The following is a 21,712-nucleotide window of genomic DNA, read 5'->3' as shown; positions in this document are numbered from 1 at the left end:
TCAATGCCATCTCGTTTAACTCCGGGTGCCGCTTCGCCCACCGCATCCGAAGCGGCTGCGTTTCCTCAGATGCCGGATTTTTCAGCGCGCCTGATCGCATGGCAGCGCCGGCACGGGCGTCATGATCTGCCGTGGCAGAACACGCGCGATCCGTATCGCATCTGGCTGTCGGAGATCATGCTGCAGCAGACCCAGGTATCGACGGTGATTCCGTACTACGCGAAATTTCTTGCTCGTTTTCCCGATGTCGCCGCACTCGCCGCCGCGCCAGCGGACGACGTGATGGCGTTGTGGGCCGGCCTCGGTTACTACACGCGCGCGCGCAATCTGCATCGCTGCGCGCAAGTCGTGGTCGAGCAGCATGGCGGCGCGTTTCCGGCGTCGGTCGAGCAGCTCGCGGAGTTGCCCGGCATCGGCCGCTCGACGGCGGCGGCCATTGCTTCGTTCGCCTTTGGCGCGCGCGCGACGATTCTCGACGGCAATGTGAAGCGAGTGCTCGCGCGCGTATTCGGCGTCGACGGTTTTCCGGGTGAGAAGAAGGTCGAAAACGCGATGTGGACGCTGGCGGAGTCGCTGCTGCCGTCGAATGCATCGGATGACGACGTCAGTTCGTACACGCAGGGTTTGATGGATCTCGGCGCGACCCTCTGCGTGCGCGGCAAGCCGGACTGTCTGCGTTGCCCGTTCGCTGCCGACTGCGTGGCCAATGTCAGCGGACGTCAGCGCGAATTGCCGACGGCGCGTCCGAAGAAAGCCGTGCCGACGCGCCGCACCTGGATGCTGGTGCTGCGCGACGGTAATGCGGTGATGCTGGAGAAGCGGCCGCCGTCAGGCATCTGGGGCGGCTTGTGGAGCCTGCCCGAAGCCGCCGATGAAGCCGCGCTCGCCGAGCGCGCACGCGCCTTCGGCAGCGACGGCGCGGTTTCGCCGCTCGCGCCGCTCACGCATGTGTTCACGCATTTCAAGCTGGATATCGAGCCGCGGCTCGCGGAACTGGATCGGGGCGAGGGCACTCTGGCCGCGCTTGGAGATGCAGACACCGCGTGGGTCGCCCTCAGCGATCTCGATTCATTCGGGGTGCCCGCGCCGGTGCGCAAACTGCTGGACGGTTTGCAGGGTTCGTTGATCTAACGAAGAAAGCCGACTGGTCCGCTACATGCGCAGCCGCACTTATAAGAGTTGATGCTGCTGCATGTAGTGATGAACCACATCGATCCGCGCGCCGGCGTCACGCAGTTCCATTAGTTTCTGACGCGCCCGCAATGCGATCGGCAGCACTTCCGCAAGACGGTTCGACACCCATGACGGATCTTCGAGCCTGAATGGCTCCGCGAACGGCAAGCTGTCCGGGTCCCGTTCGCGGATCGTCGCGATGATCCGTTCGAGCACTTCCGCGCACGCGCCGAATTTGGCCAGCAGTTCATTGCCTTCGAGCGGCATGTCGTCGCCGATCGGTTCGGCCATGCCGACCAGCAAACCGCTGCTTTCCACGCGATGCGACAGCAGGCGAAACCTACGTGTGCCACGTGCGCGAATCAACAGCATGCCGAAGGCTTCGACGTCGCATTCTTCGATTTCGGCGAGGCAGCCAATTGCTTCGGGCACCGAAGGCTCATCTTCGCGTGCCACTTCCGCGCCGCTTTTCAGCATGCACACGCCGAACGGCGTTTTTTCTCGCAGACAGTCGCGCGCCATGTCGAGGTAGCGCGCTTCGAAGATTTTCAGCGGCAGCAGTCCATCGGGAAACAGCACCGTATGCAGCGGAAACAGCGGCACATCGGCGAGCACAGTAGAAGTAGTAGACATGGGGCGCAACGCTTCGGGTTAAGGCCGCGCGGTGCGGCCGGTTAAGCCACTAGCTTTGATGATTCGCCGACATCGACCGGCGTATCGCGATGCCGCACAATCACATTCGCCGACGCTGCGAGACGCGCGGCAAGCGTCTCCGCAATGAACACCGAGCGGTGCTGGCCGCCCGTGCAACCGATCGCGACGGTCAGATAACTGCGATTGTCGTCTCGGAAATGCGGCAGCCACTTGGAGAGAAACTTCTCGATGTCGTCGATCATTTCATGCACGACCGGCAGCGCGTCGAGAAAATCCATCACCGGTTTGTCGAGGCCGGTGAGCGGCCTCAATTCATGATCGTAGTACGGGTTCGGCAGCGTGCGCACGTCGAAAACGAAATCCGCGTCGAGCGGCACGCCGCGCTTGAAACCGAACGACTCGAACATCAGCACGAGCCCCGCCTCTTTCTGCTCGATGAAGCGTTTGACCCATGCGCGCAGCACGTTCGCGCGCAGATTGCTGGTGTCGATCTGATGGCCGAACTCGGCGAGTCCCGCCACGAGTTCGCGCTCGCGCTCGATTGCTTCCGCGAGCGAGGTGAGCAGGCCCACGTCCGCGTCGTGCGCGGGGGAGCCGGAGAGGGGATGGCGGCGGCGCGTTTCGGAAAAGCGCTGGATCAGCGACTGCGTGCTGGCGCTCAGGAACAGCACGCGCACGTCGTGAGCGCGCGACAAATCGCGGATCATCGCGGGCATTTCATCGAGGGACGCGCTCGAACGCGCGTCGATCGCGACTGCGAGGCGATCTTGTCCGTCGTCGGCGAGATAGGCGGCGAGTTGCGGCAGAAAGCGCGGCGGCAGATTGTCGACGCAGTAATAGCCCGCGTCTTCGAGCGCGTTCAGGGCAACTGACTTGCCGGAGCCGGATATACCAGTGATCAGGATTATGCGCATGGAGTCGTCGAAACCGTACATTTCATCATAGCATCTGGTCCCTATGCGCGTACCCACGGCCAGCCCTCGGCTGCGGGCGCTGCAGGTCTTGCTGCTTCAGATCAGCTTGCCGGGAAACTGGCTGTCGGGGTCTTGCATCGCGAGGCGCTGGCGGTCCATGAAGTCGCGCAGCGTGTCGATGCCGCGCAGTTGCAGGATCGTGTTGCGCACCGCCGCTTCGACCAGTACCGCGAGGTTGCGGCCCGCGGCCACCTGAATCGTGACCTTGCTGATCGGCAGGCCGAGCACGTCGACGGTTTGACTTTCCAGCGGCAGCCGCTGGAATTCGCCGTCGGGACGGCGCACCAGTTGCACGATCAGCTTCAGCTTCATTTTCCGGCGCACAGCCGTTTCACCGAAAATCGTCTTGATGTCGAGCAGGCCGAGGCCGCGCACTTCGAGCAGATTTTGCAGGAGCGGCGGGCAGCGTCCTTCGACGAAGTCCGGACCGAGGCGCACGAAGTCTACTGCGTCGTCGGCCACGAGGCCGTGGCCGCGGCTGATGAGTTCCAGCCCGAGTTCGCTCTTGCCGAGGCCCGAGTCGCCGGTGAGCAGCACGCCCATGCCGAGGATGTCGAGAAACACGCCGTGCAGCGTGGCGCGCGGCGCGAGAATGCGCGACATGTACAGCCGCAGGCTGTCGATTACCGCGGCGGCGGACATCGGCGTAGTGAACAGCGGCGTGGATGAGCGCGTGCAGCGCAGCACCAGTTCTGGCGGCGCGGCCACGCCGCCCGCCACCACCAGAAACGGCGGCTCCAGTGCGATCAGCTCGGCCATGTGGCGCGAGCGGTCTTCGTCGGTCTGGCGTTTGTAGTAGTCGATTTCGGCGTCGCCGAGCACCTGGATCCGGTTCGGGTGGATCAGGTTCAAGTGGCCGACGAGGTCGGCGCTCGACGTGGCATTTGCGACCGATTCCGAAGAAAAGCCGCGTTCCCAGCCTTCATGCCCCGTCAGCCAGCTGAGTTTCAGCGCGGCGGCGTTGTCGTCGAAAATGCTTTGGGCGTTGATGCTGGACGTATCCATGAGTCAGTGACTCCAGTGTGGGCCGCTTGCCTGGCAAGGACGCGGGCGCGCGAACGCGGGCCGCGCGTTGCCGGGCGGTATTCGCATGCGGGCGGATAACCGCCGATGCATCAAGGTTGCCACTGAGTGAGCAGGCGATGCAACGATTCGCGGTCTTCTTCCGTGTGCAGGCGCTCGCGCGCCTCGCGGTCGGACAGCAACTGGGCGATTTCCGAAAGGATTTCGAGGTGCTGCTGGGTGGCCTGCTCGGGCACGAGCAGGAAGATCAGCAGCGAGACCGGCTGGCCGTCAGGCGACTCGAAGGGGATGGGTTCGGCAAGGCGGACGAACGCGGCGAGCGGCTGCTTCAGGCCTTTGATCCGACCGTGCGGAATCGCGACGCCTTCGCCAAGCCCCGTCGATCCGAGGCGCTCGCGCGCGAACAGATTGTCAGTGACTGTGCTACGGGCGATGCCGTTCTGGTTCTCGAAGATCAGGCCCGCTTGCTCGAACACACGCTTCTTGCTGGTGACCGATAGTCCGACGACGACGTTCTCGAGGGGAAGAAATTTGGCTAAACGATTCATGTTGACAGGCGAAAACGTGGCCTGGGTTCTCCTCGCTAGGGCGTTTGAGTGGCGTTCCATTCGTTCGATGCTCGCGAAGACGCGCGTTGGAGCCTGAAAGCGCAGACTCCGACCGGCCGATTTCCGTGTGAGCTAGCTTGACCCTGATGGTAACCGGAACATTATAGAACAGGGTAGCTGCTGATGGTGCGGCGCGCCATCCATGCGTGATGGGTTTTTAACGATTTGGTCCACAAGCTGCGCCGCTGTGGGAAAAACGCGTCCAGAAACGAAAAACCGCCCGATTCCGGGCGGTTTTACCAACCTAAGAGTAATGAGGAAAACCCTCTAATTTCCCTTATTGCGGCGGCACGTCCAGTTGCGGCGCCGGTTGGTACTTGATCGCATCGTGCTGATGGCCTTGTAGCCGATCCTTGTGGCGTATCACTTGCCGGTCGAGCTTGTCGATCATCAGATCGATCGCAGCGTAAAGGTCGCTGTCACAACTCTCGACAAAGATATCTTTGCCCTTCAGATGCAGGTTGATTTCAACCTTTTGACGCTTGTCCTTTTCCTTGTGGTTGTCGACCGAGAGGACCACACTGCCGTCGATTACCTGATCGAAATGTCTTAGCACCCTATCCAGTTTGGTGATCACGTATTCGCGCAACGCAGGCGTTACTTCGAGGTGGTGTCCACTGATCTGCAGATTCATAGTGCTTCTCCAAGCTAGAGGCCGCTTGTTCCGCACGATGACAGAGGTCCGGTCGATCTGTCGGCTTGCCTGAGTCGCCCCCCGGTGACTGACATCTGGCAGGTCGCATCGGCCGGCCTGTCCGCCAACTGCGGAGCGGCCGGTAAATGCCCGCCGCGGAAGGCGACGGGCTACAGAGACTTGCGCAGGTTGACTGCCGGGATCTTGAGCGCTTCGCGGTACTTCGCAACGGTACGCCGTGCGACCACGAAGCCCTGTTCCGCCAGCAGTTCGGCTATGCGACTGTCTGAGAGAGGCGATTTCGGGTTTTCCGCTCCTATCAGTTGTTTGATGAGCGCGCGAATCGCCGTGGAAGAGGCCGCGCCGCCCGTGTCGGTTGAAACGTGCGAACCGAAAAAATACTTGAATTCCAGCGTCCCGAATGGGGTCAGCATGTATTTACCGGTTGTCACACGCGAGACAGTCGACTCGTGTAGGCCCAGCGTATCAGCAATTTCTCGCAAAACCAAGGGGCGCATGGCAATTTCGCCGTGCACAAAAAAGCTCTTCTGACGCTCGACAATTGCTTGCGCGACGCGAAGGATGGTCTCGAAACGTTGCTGGATATTCTTGATCAGCCAGCGTGCTTCCTGCAGTTGCTGGCGCAACGATCCACTGCCCGGATCGCCCCGGTTATTGCGCAGAATATTCGCGTACAGGTGGTTGATGCGCAGCTTCGGCACCACCTCCGGATTTAGTTCGGCCTGCCAACCCTGGGCGGTTTTGCGCACCATGATGTCCGGCACCACGTAGTCTGCTTCGGCCTTGCCGTATGCGGCGCCCGGGAACGGTTCGAGCGAGCGGATCAGCATGTGCGCATCGCGCAGGTCGTCGTCGTTCGCCTTCAGATGTTTGCGCAGACGCGTGAAATCGCGCGCCGCGAGCAGTTCCAGGTAGTGGGCGACGATGTCGAGCGCCAGTGTTCGCGTAGGCGTCGGATCGAGCCGCAGCAGTTGCAGCTTCAGACATTCCGACGCGGAACGCGCGCCGACCCCGGCCGGGTCGAAACTATGTAACAGCGCCAGCGCGGCGTTCAATTCGTCGAGGTCGACTTCGAGTTCTTCGGGCAGATCGGCCTGCACTTCTTCGAGTGTGGCGGCGAGATACCCGTCGTCGTCGAGTGACTCGATGAGGAACGTGATCAGCGCCCGGTCGCGCTGGCTCGCCTGGGTGACGCGCAATTGCGCCATCAGGTGGTCGCGCAGCGAAGTGCTCGATTCGTGGATTTGCAGCGGCGGCAGATCGTCGTCGTCCGACGCGTTGCCGGAGCGGCCGTAGTCGTCGAGGTTCCATTGCGACGTATCGCCGTTGCTGTCGCCGGACAGGCCGTTGTATTCGTCGACCCCCTGCGGCTCGCCATTTTCGGTGCGCTCACTGCCGCTCGCGGAAGTGGGCGACCCGTTGCCGCCCATCTGGTCCTGCGGCGCGGAAGAGCTGGGCGCCTGGGTGATCAGCGAGCCGTCCGCCGCCACGCGCAACGGGCTCGCGATCCAGTCGTCCTCGTTTTCGAGGAGTGGATTCTGCGAGATCGCCATTGCGACTTCCTGCTGCAGTTCGAGCGTAGACAGCTGAAGCAGTCGGATGGACTGCTGCAGTTGTGGCGTCAGCGCAAGATGCTGCGATAGGCGGAGTTGGAGGCTAGCTTTCATGGCAAGTTGAGATTCATTGTAGAGAGTTTGCCACGACCGCGATACCTTGCGACATTCGCAATTGCGCGTGCGCCTTTTTTCGGCGGTGCTGGGCGCGGACGGCCCAGGTCAAAAGTGCTGATGTGCGGTTGCCGCAAAAGGACCCGGCGGATGCGCGCTCGCACCGCCGGTATTCCCTTGTGCACTTACATGCGGAAGTGTTCGCCCAGATAGACGCGCCGCACGCTTTCGTTTTCGATGATTTCGCTCGGCGCGCCGGCGGCCAGCACGCTGCCGTCGCTGATGATGTACGCGTGATCGCAGATGCCGAGCGTCTCGCGCACGTTGTGGTCGGTGATCAGGACGCCGATATTGCGCTGCTTCAGAAACTTGACGATCTTCTGGATTTCCAGCACCGCGATCGGGTCGACGCCCGCGAACGGCTCGTCGAGCAGAATGAAGCTCGGGTTGGTGGCCAGCGCCCGGGCAATTTCGACCCGGCGACGCTCGCCGCCCGACAGCGACAGCGCCGGATTCTCCCGCAAGTGCGCAATTTGCAGCTCGTCGAGCAAAGCTTCGGTGCGGGACGTGATGGTGTCCTTACTGAGCCGTTTGCCGTTGTCTTCATGCTGCAATTCCAGCACAGCGCGAATATTTTCCTCAACGGAGAGCTTGCGGAACACGGAAGCTTCCTGCGGCAGATACGACAGCCCGAGCGACGCGCGCTTATGGATCGGCAGCAGGCTGATCGACTTGCCGTCCAGATCGATCTCACCCGCGTCGAGCGGCACGAGGCCAACGATCATATAGAACGAGGTGGTCTTGCCGGCGCCGTTGGGGCCGAGCAGGCCCACCACTTCGCCGCTTTTCACGTCGAGCGACACGTCTTTGACGACCGTGCGCGAACCGTAACGCTTCTTCAGACTACGCACGACCAGCGAACTGCTGGTGCCGGCCGGCTTGCGATTGGGTAGGGACGCGGAGGTGCTCACTGATTCGGCGCTCCCTGGATGGTGGTGGACGGCGCGAGCGTGGCCGACGCGCCGGTGAGGGGCGCGGCGCCGCCGTTGCGCGGCGACAGCATCGCGCGCACGCGGCCGGTCGGGTTGCCCGGGCCGGCGACGTCCTTGCCTGCCTTCGCGGTATAGAAGTCGCTCTGGCCGTCATACGTGATGACGCTGCCGCGCACCTGGTCGATCACCGTCGACAGACCCTGCAGGCGGCGGACCGTGGCGTTCGTGGTGAGCGTGGTCAGATCCTGCTTGCCGTCGTAGTCGATACGGATGGCCGTGCCTTCGATATATTCGTCGAGACCTTCGCGCTTCTGGCGGAAATACGACAGATTGCCGCCGCTCGACGTGCCGGTGGCGTACTGATAGCCCTGCGGGTCCTGCGTCACTTCGACACGATCGGCCTTGATCACGATCGTCCCTTTGGTGGCGACCACGTGGCCGGTGAAGATGTTGACCTGCTTGAGGTCGTCGTAAGTCATGTTGTCCGCTTCGATGTTCAGCGGCTTGTCCTTGTCGGCGCGATCCGCGTGCGCGAGCGGCGCGAAGCCGGCCAGCGGCAACGCGACGAGCAGCGCAGCGAGTCCGGCGCGGCACGCGGACAGGGTGCGCGTGCGGCCGGTATTAAAACGGGGGAACGATTCGTTCATGCAGTCACGCCTGGAATGGATTACCCGGGTTGCTTGGGCGAGCTGCCGCCTGCTTCGGACGGGGCGATGGCGCCTCTCACGTTGCCGAACAGCTGCATCACCCGGGTGACGTTGTTGTAGTTCATGCCGCTGGCAGTCATCACCGACATGCCGCGCTGAAGTTTAACCGGCTTTTCGGTCTCGATCACATCGTCGTTGACCAGCACCCTAAAATGCTCCGAATCTGCCTGCATCTGCGGATCTCCGTAGCCGGGAGCCCGCAGAATGCGCGCATTGCCGTAGAGGTCGACGATCGACGCGTCGGCGTTCACCTTGCCGGTGTCGCCGGTCGCGGTGACGATCGGCTTGCCGGGCTGGAACGCGCGCATGGCCGGTTTGACCAGATCGCTCAGCTCGTCGTCTTCATAGTGAATCAGCGATTGCGCGGCCAGCCGATATTGCGTCGCGCCCGATTGATCGAGTTCGGAAACCGAGAAGTTGTCCGCGAAGTAGTCGGGCGTGTGCGCCTTCGGGTGGGGCGGGCCTTCGTTCTGCCGCGGCAGCGTGGCTTGCAGGAGCCACCACGTGATACCGGCGAGAAAGGCCATCGCGACCAGCGGAATCAGCGAAGTCAGCCGGAACTGGTTCATCCGACGAGGCCCCGCTGTTCGCCGCTGCAGGCGGCCGCAAGCAGCGCTTCATACTTGTGCTGGGCGCGCAGCAGCGTATCGCAGACTTCACGCGCGGCGCCGTGGCCGCCGCGCGCTTCGCTGACCCAATGGGCCCGCGCGATCACTTCCGGATGCGAATTGGCCGGCGCTGCGGCGAAGCCGACCTTCAGCATCACAGCGAGGTCGACCCAGTCGTCGCCCATGTAGCCGCATTCTTCCGCGCTCATGCCGGTTTGCTGCAAAAGGTCCGCAAACGCCTGGGGTTTGTCCTGCACGCCCTGATAAACGTGCATGATGTTCATTTCTTTCGCGCGCACCGCGACGATGCCCGACTTGCGCCCGGTGATGATGGCCGTTTCGATGCCGGCCTGCCGCAGCAGCTTCATGCCGTGGCCGTCCATCGAGTTGAAGCCCTTCATCGTGTCGCCTTCCGCCGTAAACAGCAGGCCGCCGTCGGTCAGTACGCCGTCGACGTCGAAAATCATCAGCTTCACGCGGCTTGCGCGTTCGGTGGCGGTAGGAGGGGCAATGGCCATCAGATCACCTTCTTCGAGAACAGGTCGTGCATGTTGAGTGCGCCGATCAGCTTGCCTGCTTCGTCGACGACCAGCATCTGATTGATGCGGAAGCGCTCCATCAGTTCCACGGCTTCCACCGCAAGGTGGTCCGGGCCGATGGTGCGCGGGCCGGCGGTCATCACGGAGGCGATCGACAACTGGCGGAAATCGCCGTCGCGTTCGAGCACGCGGCGCAAGTCGCCGTCGGTGAAGATGCCGGTGACGCGGCCGTCGTGGTCGACGATCGCGGTCATGCCCATGCGCTTGGCGGTCAACTGGAACAGCGCGTCGCGCACGGTGGCCTCGGGTGTGACCATCGGCACCTGCTCGCCGGTGCGCATCACGTCGCGTACATAAGTGAGCAGACGGCGCCCGAGCGCGCCGCCCGGATGCGAGCGCGCGAAATCGTCGCGACCGAAGCCGCGCGCGTCGAGCACCGCAACCGCGAGCGCGTCGCCGAGCGCGAGCGCGGCGGTGGTGCTGGCGGTCGGCGCGAGATTCATCGGGCAGGCCTCTTTCGACACCGCGGAATTCAGGTGCACGTCGGCCAGTTGTGCGAGACTCGACGACGGGCGTCCGGTCATCGCGATCAGCTTCGCGCCGAGCCGCTTGATCAGCGGCAGGATGGCCACGAGTTCTTCGGTTTCGCCGGAATTGGACAGCGCGAGGAACACGTCGTCCGAAGTGACCATGCCGAGGTCGCCATGGCTGGCTTCCGCAGGATGCACGAAGAACGCGGGTGTACCGGTGCTGGCCAGCGTGGCCGCGAGCTTGCGGGCCACATGGCCCGATTTGCCGATGCCGGACACGACCACCCGCCCACGGCAGCCCAGGATGAAATCGACCGCCCCTACGAAGCCATCGTCGAGTTGGTCACGAAGGGCGCGCACGGCGTCCGCTTCGATGTCGAGCACGTCGCGAGCGAGCATGAGTGCCCGGTCGCCATTGATTTTCGCTATCATGCGCGGAGTATAGCAAAGGCGCCTGTTCGCCGCGCCGGGCCTGCTGTGCCAAGCCGCTGCCTTCATCAGGCCTTTTACCGGCCCCTCAACCTTGTCGCACGGCGTTTGCGTGCGCGGTTCCGCTGACGAACGAGGACGCTTTACCGATGCGTTTTTGCCGATGATTTCCCCGCTCGAGATGACGCTGTTCCTGTTGCTGGCATCGGTAGCGGGCGTGGTGATCTTTCGCTTTCTGAATCTTCCACCGATGCTCGGCTATCTGACGGTCGGCATCGTCGTCGGGCCGAACGCGTTCGGCCTGATTCCCGATTCGGCCGGCGCGCAAAACCTCGCCGAATTCGGCGTGGTGTTCCTGATGTTTTCGATCGGGCTGGAGTTTTCGCTCTCCAAGCTGCGCTCGATGCGCCGGCTGGTGTTCGGCCTCGGCCTGTTGCAGGTGATCGGCACGGTCGCGGTGGCGGTGTCGCTCGGCTTCGCGCTGGAGCGCTGGGTGCATATCACGTGGCAGGCGAGCGTGGCGCTGGGCGGCGCGCTGGCCATGTCGTCCACGGCGATCGTCAGCAAGATGCTGGCGGAGCGGCTCGAGATCGAAACGGAGCATGGCCGCAATATCTTCGGGGTCCTGCTGTTCCAGGATCTGGCGGTGGTGCCGCTCTTGATCATCATCTCGGCGCTCGGCGGCAAGTCGGAAGATCTCGTCAGCGCGCTCGGGGTCGCGGCCATCAAGATCGTGGTGGCACTGGCACTGTTGTTGATCGTCGGGCAGCGCTTCATGACGCGCTGGTTCAACGTGGTCGCGCGGCGCCGTTCGCAGGAACTGTTCATTCTCAATCTGTTGCTGGTGACGCTCGGCGCGGCGTTCATCACGGACAAGTTCGGGCTCTCGCTCGCACTCGGCGCGTTCATCGCCGGCATGCTGATTGCCGAGACGCCGTACCGGCATCAGGTGGAGGAGGACATCAAGCCGTTTCGCGACGTGCTGCTCGGTCTGTTCTTCGTGACCACCGGCATGCTGCTGAATCCGCTCGTCATCTGGAAGCATCCGCTCGTCGTGCTCGCATTCCTGGTCGGCCCGCTGCTGCTGAAGGCGGTGATGATCACCGGCTTGTCGCGGCTGTTCGGTGCGTCGCCGGGCGTCGCGATGCGCACCGGTATCGGCCTCGCACAAGCCGGCGAGTTCGGCTTCGTGCTGCTGAATCTGATTCTCGACCGGCATCTGGTCGACGCCACGCTGCTGCAGGCGATTCTCGCGGCGATGCTGCTGTCGATGCTGGCCGCGCCGTTCCTGATCCAGAACGCGGACCGCATCGTGCTGCGGCTGTCGTCGACTGAATGGATGATGCAGTCGTTGCAGATGACGCGCATCGCGACGCAAAGCCTGAAGCAAAGCGGCCACGTGATCATTTGCGGCTACGGCCGCTCCGGCCAGAATCTGGCGCGCATGCTGGAGCATGAAGGTTTGTCGTACGTGGCGCTGGACCTCGACCCCGATCGCGTCGCGGCCGCGGCCGCAGCGGGCGAATCGGTCGTGTTCGGCGATGCCGGGCGGCGCGAGTCGCTGCTCGCCGCCGGTATCCATCGCGCGGCGACGATCGCGATCACCTACGCGAACACGCCATCGGCATTGCGCGTGCTGCACAACATTCACGAGTTGGAGCCGACGCTGCCGGTGATCGTGCGCACCGTCGACGACGCCGATCTGGAAAAGCTGCTGGCCGCCGGCGCGACCGAGGTGATTCCGGAAATCGTCGAAGGCAGTCTGATGCTGGCCTCGCATACGCTGGTGGTGATGGGCGTGCCGATGCGGCGCGTGGTGCGGCGCGTCGAGGAGATGCGCGACGAGCGCTATGCGCTGCTGCGCGGCTATTTCCACGGCGCCGACGACATGGAAGACGACGACGGCCACGAACAGGTGCGGCTACAATCGGTGCCGGTCGACGCCAACGCGGACGCGGTGGGTCGCACGCTGGCGGAGCTGGGCTTGTTCGAGTTGGGGGTGGAAGTGACGGCGATTCGCCGGCACGGCATTCGCGGCGTCGAGCCGGACCCGTCCACCAAGCTGCGCGCGAGCGACATCGTGGTGCTGCGCGGTCTGCCCGAACAACTGGCGCAGGCCGAGGAACTGCTTTCGAAGCACCGCCGCGCGGGCGCCGCCGCGGCCTAGCGGGGCGGTTGCGGAGGCGGCTGGCGCGGCTGGTTCGTCGCCGCTGCTGCTGTTGCCGTGCCGTGCTTGCAGACCGCCCGGCGCGAGCCACCCTGATTCAGCTTTTCATCGGACCTGTCGAGGTCCAGCCGGAGACATCATGTCCAACGCGCTCGTGAGCGCGCCGCTCGATGCGGCCAACTACATCAAAAGCCATATCCGCACGGTGCCCGACTGGCCGCAGCCGGGCGTGCAGTTTCGCGACATCACGCCGCTGCTGCAGGAGCCCAGATCGCTGCGCGTGCTGATCGATCTGTTCGTGCAGCGCTATATCGACGCGAAGCTCGACTACATCGCCGGGCTGGATGCGCGCGGGTTCATCATCGGGCCAATCCTCGCGTACGAGTTGAACCTCGGCTTCATCCCGATCCGCAAGTCGGGCAAGCTGCCGTATAAGCGGCTCGCGCAATCGTATGAGCTCGAATACGGCACGGCGACGGTCGAGATTCACGAGGACGCGTGCGAGCCCGGCGACCGGATTGTCATCATCGACGATCTGATCGCCACCGGCGGCACGATGATGGCCGGCAAGATTCTGCTCGAACGGCTCGGCGCGGTTGTCGTGGAAGGCGCGGCGATTGTCGATCTGCCCGAACTGGGCGGCTCGAAGCTGTTGCGCGACGGCGGCCTCGCGCTCTACACGGCGACGAGCTTCGACGGTCATTGAGCACGCGCTGATTGGCGCGTTTGTGCGCGCGTTTCTCCGCGCATTCGGCCGCACACGAAGAAGGTAACAACGATGCCCAACTTCCTGCTGTTTCTCGCTACTTCGATCGCCATCACCGTGGCGCCCGGCCCGGACAATCTGCAAGTGCTCGCGCGCGGCATCTCGCAGGGCCGCGCGGCGGGTCTCGTCGCCGCGCTCGGCTTCGCGGCCGGCATCACATTTCACACGACGTTGGCCGCGCTCGGCGTGGCCGCGTTGCTGCGCTCCTCGCCGCTCGCGTTCGAAGCGATCAAGCTGGCCGGCGCAGCCTATCTGGTCTGGATCGGCATCAAGGCGCTGCGCAGCCAGGGGCTCGCGACCGCGCATCAGCGCGCGCCGCAGCCGCTCATGACGGTGTTTCGCCAGAGCGTGCTCGGCAACCTGCTGAATCCGAAAGTGACGCTGTTCTTCGTCGTGTTCCTGCCGCAGTTCGTGCAGCCGCGCGGCGCGCAAAGCGTCACGGTACAAATGCTCGAGCTCGGCGTGCTGTTCATGTTGCAGACGGTGGTGGTGTTTTCGCTGTTCGGCGTGTGCGCGGGGATCATCGGCGGCTGGCTCAAGCGTCGGCCGCGCGTGGGCGTGTGGCTCGATCGCCTGGCCGGCGCAACGTTCATCGCGATCGGGATTCGCGTCGCGTTGCGTGATTGACGCGATGAATGCAGCGCGCGGCACCCGCCAGCCGCGCAGTGTGAAAAGTCTAGCTGGAGCTTGAGATGACCTTGCCTTGCCTCACCGCCGCGCGCCGGTTCGACGCCGCCGCGCATCGGCCGTTCTGGATCGGCGCCGAACAGGTCGGCTGGATTCGCGCGAGCGATGTGCCGTTGCTCGAACGCTGGCCCGATGTGTTCGACATGGAGGGTGGTGACGACAGCGCCCGCGTGACGCTCTCGGCCGCGTTCAATACCGTCGATCTGCGCAGCGCGGCGCTCGGCTCGGTGATCGGCGCGCTCGCCGCCGAAGGCCGCATTCCCGGCTGGCGCAACGAGACCTACGCGATCCGCAATGCGTTCGACGCACCGCCGCTCGCGTATATCGAACGCGCGGCGTCGCGCTTCTTCGGCACGATGACCTACGCGGTGCATCTGAACGGCGTCGTAGAATACGCGGATGGTGCGCCGCAGTTGTGGATCGCGCGCCGCAGCGACACCAAGGCGACCGACCCCGGCATGCTCGACAATGTCGTCGCAGGCGGGATCGGTTGGGGCTTCGGCATCGAGGCGACGATCATCAAGGAGTGCTGGGAAGAGGCCGGCATCCCCGAGGAGATCGCCGCGCGCGCCGTGGCGGGGCGCACCGCGCATGTGCTGCAAACGTTGCCAGAAGGCACGCAGGCAGAACAGATTTTCATCTACGACCTCGCGCTGCCGGCCGATTTCGCGCCGCGCAATCAGGACGGCGAGGTGGGTGAACACCGGCTCGCGCGCATCGATGAAGTGGCGCGCTGGATCGAAGAGGGCGCGTTGACGGTGGACGCGAGTCTCGCCACGCTGGATTGTCTGCTGCGCCGCCGTTGGATCGATGAAGACGCGTGTGAAGGCATCGAAGCGTTGTTCGCGCCGCCGGCGCTCGCTTAGGTGCGTGCGGCGACGGCAGCCGGGCACTCCCGCAACGAACAGCCCGCTGCAGCCAGCCGTAAAGACTGAACAAACTACGCATTGAAGAAGGGAGTCACCCAGGTCATGTCGACCGATCACAGCTTTATTCTCAAACTGTCGTGCGCCGACCGGCCCGGCATCGTTCACGCCGTGTCGGGCTTTCTGTTCGAGCGTGGCAGCAATATTCTCGACTCCGCGCAGTTCGGCGACAGCCGCACCGGCGAGTTCTTCATGCGCGTGCATTTTCAGCAGGTGGGCGGCGATCCGGGGCTGGACGCGTTGCGCGCGTCGTTCACGGCGCTCGCCGCGCAGTTCGGCATGCGCTGGGAGTTGCATGACGCGTCGGTGAAGCCGCGCGTGGTCATCATGGTGTCGAAGATCGGCCATTGTCTGAACGATCTGCTGTTCCGCTACCGCACCGGTCAACTGGCCATCGAGATTCCGGCGATCATCTCGAACCACAAGGAGTTCTATCAGCTCGCCGCCAGCTACGACATTCCGTTCCATCACTTCCCGCTGACGGGCGGCACGCCCGACGCGAAGGCCGCGCAGGAAGCGCGCGTGCTCGAAGTGATCGACGAGCATCAGGCGGATCTGGTGGTGCTCGCGCGCTACATGCAGATTCTGTCGCCGAAGCTGTGTGAAGCGTTGGCCGGCCGCGCGATCAACATTCACCACTCGTTCCTGCCGAGCTTCAAGGGCGCGAAGCCGTATTACCAGGCGTTCGACCGCGGCGTGAAGCTGATCGGCGCAACCGCGCACTACGTGACGACGGATCTCGACGAAGGTCCGATCATCGAGCAGGAAGTGGAGCGCGTCGACCACAGCATGACGCCGGAGCAGTTGACGGCGATCGGGCGTGACGTCGAATGTGTGACGCTCGCGCGTGCGGTGAAGTGGCACGTGGAGCATCGCGTGGTATTGAACGGAAGTAAGACGGTGGTGTTCCGGTAGGAGTGGGGGGCGCGTTAGGCGCTCCTCACGCTTGCAGCGGGCGGCGGCGAGGTCTGTCTCCATCTCTCTGCGATGCGGCTGGTTGGCCCGCTTAACCGCTGCGCAATCACTGCACGGAGTACTCAAGCGATAGCACGCCCGGTCGTCGCGCCCCTACCGTGCTATTCCCCGCAAAGCGCGCCGACCGATGCCGGCGCAACCTTCACCTAAGACTGCGCCGCCGATCCGCCCGGGCTCCGCGCAAGTCCGGCGTTTTGCGCCGAACGGCGGCGCGCATTCAGCTTCTTCAGCCAGATCAACAAGCCCGTCGCGCTCAGCATGGCGACCGCCACGCCCATCGCGCTGATCAGAATCCGTCCGCCGAGTCCGAGGATCCGTCCTGAGTGCAGCGGGAATTGCACCTGCATGAAGATGTCGCCAGCCGTGCCCTTGCCGGGAATCGTTTTGCCGAGCGGCGTGCCGGTGGCCGCGTCCCAATACATCCACGGGTTGCCGAGGCCGACGTCGCCATGATCGTTGCCGGGCGCATAGAAGCCCACACCGTATGCATGCAGGAATTGCGCGTAGTAGACGCCGCCTGGCGGCGCGGAAAGGTTCATCGCCTTGCCGGCCTGCTCCGCCAGTTCCACGATCCGCTCGCGGCTCAACACCGGATCGCCGGGCTGCGGCGCGCGCAGAAGCTCCGGGTTGTTGATCGGGTCCGGCGTGAGCTTCGAGAACAGCGATACGACGGGCCGGACCACCGGCGCGGACAGATTCATCGATATCGATGTCAGCGCGATGATCATCAGCAGGCCCCAGATCCACACGCCGCCGGAGCGGTGCAGGTCGAAGGTGAGCGCATAGCCGCCGCGCTTCAGACGAAACGCGAACGACTTGCGCCAGGCCTTGAAGCTCGGAAACGACAGCACGAGCGCGATCACACTATCGAACAGCCACACGATGCCGACGATGCCCATCAGCCACGTGCCCGTATCGAAGTTGCCGGTAAACGGCAATTGCAGCGTGTAGTGCAGCTTGTAGATGAACGGAATCAGATTGATCCGCGCGAGCGACACGACGCCCCATTCGCGGCGCCCCTGAATCGCGCCGGTGGCGGGATCGACGGCGATCTGGTTGAAGTCGAGCGGGTAGGGCTGCTTCGTGGCGGGGTTCGTGCGCGGCAGCACCATCATCTGCAGCGTATGGCCCGGTTCGGCGGTGAGCGGCAGATAAGTCACCTGCAGCCGCGCATCGGCGGCTTCCACGCGACGTGCCAGCTCCAGCCCCGACAGCGCCGGGGCGTCCGTGCGGGCTTTGAAGAACGAGGGGTTCAGCGCCGCATCGAGCTCATGGTCCCACGCGATGATCGCGCCGGTCAGCCCGGCGACGAAGAGGAACAGCGCGGTGGCGACGCCGAGCCAGCGATGCAGGCGGACGAGCTGGCGTCTCATGCGCGGGCCGCCTGGGCGGAGCGGAAATGCTGAGGGGGCGTCACGAAGTAGACTTGATGTGAATGGGAATTGTTCGCATCTTAGGGACTTGCGCGAACTACCGCAAGCTTCCCGTCAGCACGACGTCTATCCTTGCGTTACGGGGATCAAACGCAAAACGCGAAAAAAAAGCGGCACCGAAGTGCCGCTTCCCTTGCACGCTCTGCCGAGCGGCGGGTCACACCAGCCGCAGATAGATCAGTTCCCGCTTGATATACGCATAGAAGATCGGCGCCGCGATGACCCCGGGCATGCCGAACGCCGCTTCCATCACGAGCATCGCAATCAGCAATTCCCACGCGCGCGCCTCGATCTGCCCGCCGACGATGCGCGCGTTCAGGAAGTATTCGAGCTTGTGAATCAGGATCAGGAACACGAGCGACATGACCGCCGCCGGAAAGCTCACCGACAGCGCCACCGCGACGATGATCGTGTTCGAGATCAGGTTGCCGATCACCGGCAGCAAGCCGACGATGAACGTCACCAGCACCAGAGTCTTGGACAGCGGCAGCCGGTCATGAAAGATCGGCAGGATCACCAGCAGAAAGATGGCGGTGAAGACCGCGTTGATCGCGGAAATCTTCACCTGTGCGAACACGATGCGGCGAAACGCGTCGGCGAACCGCGTGACGCGCGTGACGAACGCCGTGGACAGCGGCAGCCGGTGCATATGCTGCTGCGCGCCGACCGCGATGATCGCGCCGATGATCATGCCGATCAGGATGTGCGTGAAGCCACGTGCCGCCGTCGTGCCGCTTTGCTGCAGCATGTTGGCGTGGGTGTGCATCAGCTCTTCCGCCTTGGCCTTCATCTGCTCGGTGTCGACCGGCAGAGAGTTGGCGACGAATTGCGGGATCCGGCTGCGCGCCTGATGGATCAGCTGCATGGCCTGATCGAGCAGATTCTGCACGCTCGGCACGTCGTTCTCGAAATGCTCGATGATGCCGAGCGTGAGCCCCGTGAGCGCCCCCACGATCAACGTCGACAGGATCACCACCGCGAGCCAGCGCGCCCGCATGCTCGACATGTGTCGCTCGATGCGCGGCGCGATCGTATGCACGAGCTGGAACACCAGCAGTCCGGCGAGCAGCGCGCCGAGCAGCTTCAGTTCGATGACTGCCCACATGCCGACCAGCATCAGAACATAACTGCCGATTTCGACTGCCGACAGCTTCGGCAGGCTCATGTCGCTAGTCAGCCTGACCGGGCGTGGGCGTAGGTCCTGCACTTGCCCGTTGTCGCGCGCCTGATTCCGCTTGGCCATGACTTATTCCGTCTCCAACCCATGTTGTGCAGCGTTACTTTTTGCTGGCAGCCCGCTTCAGCAGCGGCGCCAGATATTTGCCGGTAAAACTTGCCTTCGACTTCGCAACCTGCTCAGGCGGGCCTTGAGCGATGATCTGCCCGCCGCCCGCTCCGCCTTCAGGACCGAGGTCGATGACCCAGTCGGCTGTTTTGATTACATCGAGATTATGCTCGATGATCACGACAGTATTACCCTGGTCGCGTAACCGATGGATGACTTCCAACAGTAGCGCGATGTCGTGAAAGTGCAGACCGGTGGTCGGCTCGTCAAGAATGTACAGGGTGCGACCCGTGTCGCGCTTGCTCAGTTCCAAAGATAGTTTGACGCGCTGCGCCTCGCCGCCCGACAGCGTGGTAGCCGACTGGCCCAGCCGGATATAGCCGAGACCCACGTCCAGCAAGGTTTTCAGCTTGCGCGCGACGACCGGCACGGGCTTGAAGAACTCATAGGCGGTTTCCACCGTCATGTCGAGCACTTCGCTGATGTTCCTGCCCTTGTACTGAACGTCCAGCGTCTCGCGGTTGTAGCGCTTGCCGTGGCAGACGTCGCAAGGCACGTACACGTCCGGCAGGAAGTGCATTTCCACCTTCAGGACGCCGTCGCCCTGACAGGCTTCGCAGCGCCCGCCTTTCACGTTGAACGAGAAGCGGCCCGGATCGTAGCCGCGTTCCTTGGCTGCGGGCACGCCCGCGAACAGCTCGCGGATCGGCGTGAAGAGGCCGGTGTAGGTGGCCGGGTTCGAGCGCGGCGTGCGGCCGATCGGCGACTGGTCGACGTTGATGACCTTGTCGAAATGCTCGAGGCCCTCGATCGCCTCATACGGCGCCGGCTCGGTGGCCGAGCCGTACAGGTGATGCGCGACCGCGTGATACAGCGTGTCGTTGATCAGCGTCGACTTGCCCGAGCCAGACACGCCGGTCACGCAGGTGAGCAGGCCGACCGGCAGGTCCAGCGACACCCGTTGCAGATTGTTGCCGTACGCCTCGACGATGCGCAGGCGTCGCTCGTCCGGCTCCTTGCGCTCGTCCGGGAATTCGATGTTGCGCGCGCCGGACATGTACTGCCCGGTCATCGACGCGGCGTTCGCCTGCACCTGCCTGGGCGTGCCCTCCGCGATCACCATGCCGCCGTGCTCGCCCGCGCCGGGCCCCATATCGACCACATAGTCGGCCATGCGGATCATGTCTTCGTCGTGCTCGACGACGATCACCGAGTTGCCCAGATCGCGCAGATGCTTGAGCGTGGCGATGAGCCGGTCGTTGTCGCGCTGATGCAGGCCGATCGACGGCTCGTCCAGCACGTACATCACACCGGTCAGGCCGGAGCCGATCTGCGAGGCGAGGCGAATCCGTTGCGCTTCGCCGCCCGACAACGTTTCCGCGCTGCGTTCGAGCGACAGGTAGTCCAGCCCGACGTTATTCAGGAACATCAGCCGCGCGACGATTTCCTTCACGACCTTGTCGGCGATCTCGCGCTTCGAGCCTTCCAGCCGCAGCGTCTGGAAATACCCGAGCGCATCGCGCAACGGCCAGCCGCTGATTTCGAAGATGCCGCGCGCGTCGCCGTCCGCGCCGATGCGCACGAAGCGCGCTTCGCGGCGCAAGCGCGTGCCGGCGCAGGCCGGGCACGGCTGGTTGTTCTGATACTTGGCGAGCTCTTCGCGCACCGCGACCGAATCGGTCTCGCGATAACGCCGCTCCAGATTCGGGATGATCCCTTCGAACACATGCTCGCGCACGGAGGTGCGGCCGCGTTCGTTGATGTACGAGAACGGAATCTCCTGCTTGCCCGAACCGAACAGCAGGATCTTGCGCACTTTCTCCGGCAGGTCTTCGACGGCCGTGTCGATGTCGAACTCGTAGAACGCCGCGAGACTTTGCAGCATCTGGAAGTAGAACTGGTTGCGCCGGTCCCAGCCCTTCACCGCGCCCGCCGCGAGCGACAGCGACGGATGCGCGACCACCCGTTTCGGATCGAAGAAGGTGATCTGGCCGAGGCCGTCGCAATCCGGGCAGGCGCCCATCGGGTTGTTGAAGGAGAAGAGCCGCGGCTCCAGTTCCTGCAGCGAATACGAGCAGATCGGGCAGGCGAACTTCGAGCTGAACAGGTGCTCCTTGTCCGTGTCCATTTCGAGCGCGATCGCGCGGCCGTCGGCGAGACGCAGCGCCGTTTCGAACGATTCGGCGAGGCGCTGCTTCATGTCCGGGCGCACCTTCAGCCGGTCGACGACCACGTCGATCGTGTGCTTGTCGTTCTTTTTCAGCTTCGGCAGCGAGTCGACTTCATAGATCTTCGCGACGCCTTCATTGGCGGTGCCGCCGCCCGAACGCACGCGAAAACGGATGAAGCCCTGCGCCTGCATTTCCTCGAACAGTTCGACGTGCTCGCCTTTGCGGTTCGCCACCACGGGCGCGAGGATCATCAGCTTGGTCTCTTCCGGCAACGCGAGCGCGGCGTCGACCATTTGCGACACGCTTTGCGCTTCGAGCGGAATCTCGTGATCGGGGCAATAGGGCGTGCCGACCCGCGCGAACAGCAAGCGCAGATAGTCGTGAATTTCGGTGACCGTGCCGACCGTGGAGCGCGGATTGTGCGAGGTCGCTTTCTGTTCGATCGAAATGGCCGGCGACAGCCCTTCGATCAGATCGACGTCCGGTTTCTCCATCAACTGCAGGAACTGGCGCGCGTAGGCGGAGAGGCTTTCGACGTAGCGCCGCTGTCCTTCCGCATAGAGCGTGTCGAACGCCAGCGACGATTTGCCCGAGCCGGAAAGGCCCGTAATGACGACGAGCTTGTGACGGGGTAGGTCCAGATTGACGTTCTTCAGGTTGTGGGTGCGAGCCCCACGAATACGGATTTGTTCCACGGATTTATTCCATGAACTGGCGGAAAGAGGAAGAGGCTAAACCTGCTA

General features: G+C 63.7%; 20 protein-coding genes. 6 read left to right on the top strand and 14 right to left on the bottom strand.

Going from position 1 to position 21,712, the window contains the following annotated elements; translation table 11 throughout:
* Positions 1-3: 3 nt before the first annotated feature.
* Positions 4-1,131: an A/G-specific adenine glycosylase gene (gene mutY / locus FVF58_RS03235; protein WP_188130697.1), complete on the top strand. Its 1,128-nt coding sequence runs from the start codon at positions 4-6 to the stop codon at positions 1,129-1,131.
* Positions 1,132-1,170: 39 nt separating this feature from the next.
* On the opposite strand, the gene FVF58_RS03230 is transcribed toward mutY, so the two are convergent.
* The 11 genes from FVF58_RS03230 to kdsD all read right to left on the bottom strand — a co-directional run bounded on the left by FVF58_RS03230 (position 1,171) and on the right by kdsD (position 10,562).
* On the bottom strand, positions 1,171-1,806 hold the full coding sequence (locus FVF58_RS03230) for an LON peptidase substrate-binding domain-containing protein (protein WP_149668482.1): 636 nt from the start codon (positions 1,804-1,806) through the stop codon (positions 1,171-1,173).
* Positions 1,807-1,847: 41 nt separating this feature from the next.
* Positions 1,848-2,741 carry an RNase adapter RapZ gene (gene rapZ / locus FVF58_RS03225; RefSeq protein ID WP_149668481.1) on the bottom strand — a complete coding sequence of 298 codons (894 nt, stop codon included), beginning with the start codon at positions 2,739-2,741 and terminating at the stop codon, positions 1,848-1,850.
* Between the two features lie 96 nt (positions 2,742-2,837).
* On the bottom strand, positions 2,838-3,806 hold the full coding sequence (gene hprK, locus FVF58_RS03220) for an HPr(Ser) kinase/phosphatase (protein WP_115099570.1): 969 nt from the start codon (positions 3,804-3,806) through the stop codon (positions 2,838-2,840).
* A gap of 110 nt (positions 3,807-3,916) precedes the next feature.
* Complete coding sequence (locus FVF58_RS03215; RefSeq protein ID WP_149668480.1) at positions 3,917-4,432, bottom strand: PTS sugar transporter subunit IIA; 516 nt, start codon at positions 4,430-4,432, stop codon at positions 3,917-3,919.
* A gap of 277 nt (positions 4,433-4,709) precedes the next feature.
* Positions 4,710-5,066 (bottom strand): ribosome hibernation-promoting factor, HPF/YfiA family, encoded by a 357-nt coding sequence (hpf, locus tag FVF58_RS03210; RefSeq protein WP_042328814.1) that lies wholly within the window; start codon positions 5,064-5,066, stop codon positions 4,710-4,712.
* A gap of 170 nt (positions 5,067-5,236) precedes the next feature.
* Entirely contained in the window at positions 5,237-6,754 is a 1,518-nt protein-coding gene (locus FVF58_RS03205) for an RNA polymerase factor sigma-54 (protein WP_149668479.1), read from the bottom strand.
* A gap of 185 nt (positions 6,755-6,939) precedes the next feature.
* On the bottom strand, positions 6,940-7,725 hold the full coding sequence (gene lptB, locus FVF58_RS03200; protein ID WP_149668478.1) for an LPS export ABC transporter ATP-binding protein: 786 nt from the start codon (positions 7,723-7,725) through the stop codon (positions 6,940-6,942).
* Positions 7,722-8,393, bottom strand: coding sequence for a lipopolysaccharide transport periplasmic protein LptA (gene lptA / locus FVF58_RS03195; RefSeq protein ID WP_149668477.1), 672 nt, complete (start codon positions 8,391-8,393; stop codon positions 7,722-7,724). Before lptA ends, lptB begins: the two co-directional genes overlap by 4 nt.
* Before the next feature lie 20 nt (positions 8,394-8,413).
* Positions 8,414-9,022 (bottom strand): LPS export ABC transporter periplasmic protein LptC, encoded by a 609-nt coding sequence (gene lptC, locus FVF58_RS03190; RefSeq protein ID WP_149668476.1) that lies wholly within the window; start codon positions 9,020-9,022, stop codon positions 8,414-8,416.
* A complete protein-coding gene (locus tag FVF58_RS03185) occupies positions 9,019-9,579 on the bottom strand; it encodes a KdsC family phosphatase (RefSeq protein WP_149668475.1) in 561 nt (186 codons plus the stop codon). The genes lptC and FVF58_RS03185 overlap by 4 nt, the downstream gene beginning before the upstream one ends.
* On the bottom strand, positions 9,579-10,562 hold the full coding sequence (gene kdsD / locus FVF58_RS03180; RefSeq protein ID WP_149668474.1) for an arabinose 5-phosphate isomerase KdsD: 984 nt from the start codon (positions 10,560-10,562) through the stop codon (positions 9,579-9,581). The genes FVF58_RS03185 and kdsD overlap by 1 nt, the downstream gene beginning before the upstream one ends.
* A gap of 160 nt (positions 10,563-10,722) precedes the next feature.
* Here kdsD and FVF58_RS03175 point away from each other — a divergent pair, with 160 nt between their 5' ends.
* The 5 genes from FVF58_RS03175 (at position 10,723) to purU (ending at position 16,020) form a co-directional block, all read left to right on the top strand.
* Complete coding sequence (locus FVF58_RS03175) at positions 10,723-12,726, top strand: monovalent cation:proton antiporter family protein (protein WP_149668762.1); 2,004 nt, start codon at positions 10,723-10,725, stop codon at positions 12,724-12,726.
* A gap of 139 nt (positions 12,727-12,865) precedes the next feature.
* Positions 12,866-13,432 carry an adenine phosphoribosyltransferase gene (locus tag FVF58_RS03170; protein WP_149668473.1) on the top strand — a complete coding sequence of 189 codons (567 nt, stop codon included), beginning with the start codon at positions 12,866-12,868 and terminating at the stop codon, positions 13,430-13,432.
* 72 nt (positions 13,433-13,504) lie between these two features.
* Entirely contained in the window at positions 13,505-14,119 is a 615-nt protein-coding gene (locus FVF58_RS03165) for a LysE family translocator (RefSeq protein ID WP_149668472.1), read from the top strand.
* A gap of 65 nt (positions 14,120-14,184) precedes the next feature.
* The gene (locus FVF58_RS03160; RefSeq protein WP_149668471.1) at positions 14,185-15,045 is read left to right on the top strand and encodes an NUDIX hydrolase; all 861 of its coding nucleotides are present in this window, start codon (positions 14,185-14,187) and stop codon (positions 15,043-15,045) included.
* Positions 15,046-15,150: 105 nt separating this feature from the next.
* The gene (purU, locus tag FVF58_RS03155) at positions 15,151-16,020 is read left to right on the top strand and encodes a formyltetrahydrofolate deformylase (RefSeq protein ID WP_149668470.1); all 870 of its coding nucleotides are present in this window, start codon (positions 15,151-15,153) and stop codon (positions 16,018-16,020) included.
* 206 nt (positions 16,021-16,226) lie between these two features.
* On the opposite strand, the gene FVF58_RS03150 is transcribed toward purU, so the two are convergent.
* The 3 genes from FVF58_RS03150 to uvrA form a co-directional block, all read right to left on the bottom strand.
* On the bottom strand, positions 16,227-17,453 hold the full coding sequence (locus FVF58_RS03150) for a PepSY-associated TM helix domain-containing protein (RefSeq protein WP_149668469.1): 1,227 nt from the start codon (positions 17,451-17,453) through the stop codon (positions 16,227-16,229).
* A gap of 217 nt (positions 17,454-17,670) precedes the next feature.
* On the bottom strand, positions 17,671-18,756 hold the full coding sequence (locus FVF58_RS03145; RefSeq protein ID WP_149668468.1) for an AI-2E family transporter: 1,086 nt from the start codon (positions 18,754-18,756) through the stop codon (positions 17,671-17,673).
* Positions 18,757-18,790: 34 nt separating this feature from the next.
* Positions 18,791-21,664 carry an excinuclease ABC subunit UvrA gene (gene uvrA, locus FVF58_RS03140; RefSeq protein ID WP_149668467.1) on the bottom strand — a complete coding sequence of 958 codons (2,874 nt, stop codon included), beginning with the start codon at positions 21,662-21,664 and terminating at the stop codon, positions 18,791-18,793.
* Positions 21,665-21,712: the final 48 nt, after the last annotated feature.

This window comes from Paraburkholderia panacisoli, from assembly GCF_008369935.1.
GTDB classification, from domain to species: Bacteria; Pseudomonadota; Gammaproteobacteria; order Burkholderiales; family Burkholderiaceae; genus Paraburkholderia; species Paraburkholderia panacisoli.
This window is presented reverse-complemented; position numbering and strand designations above follow the sequence as displayed.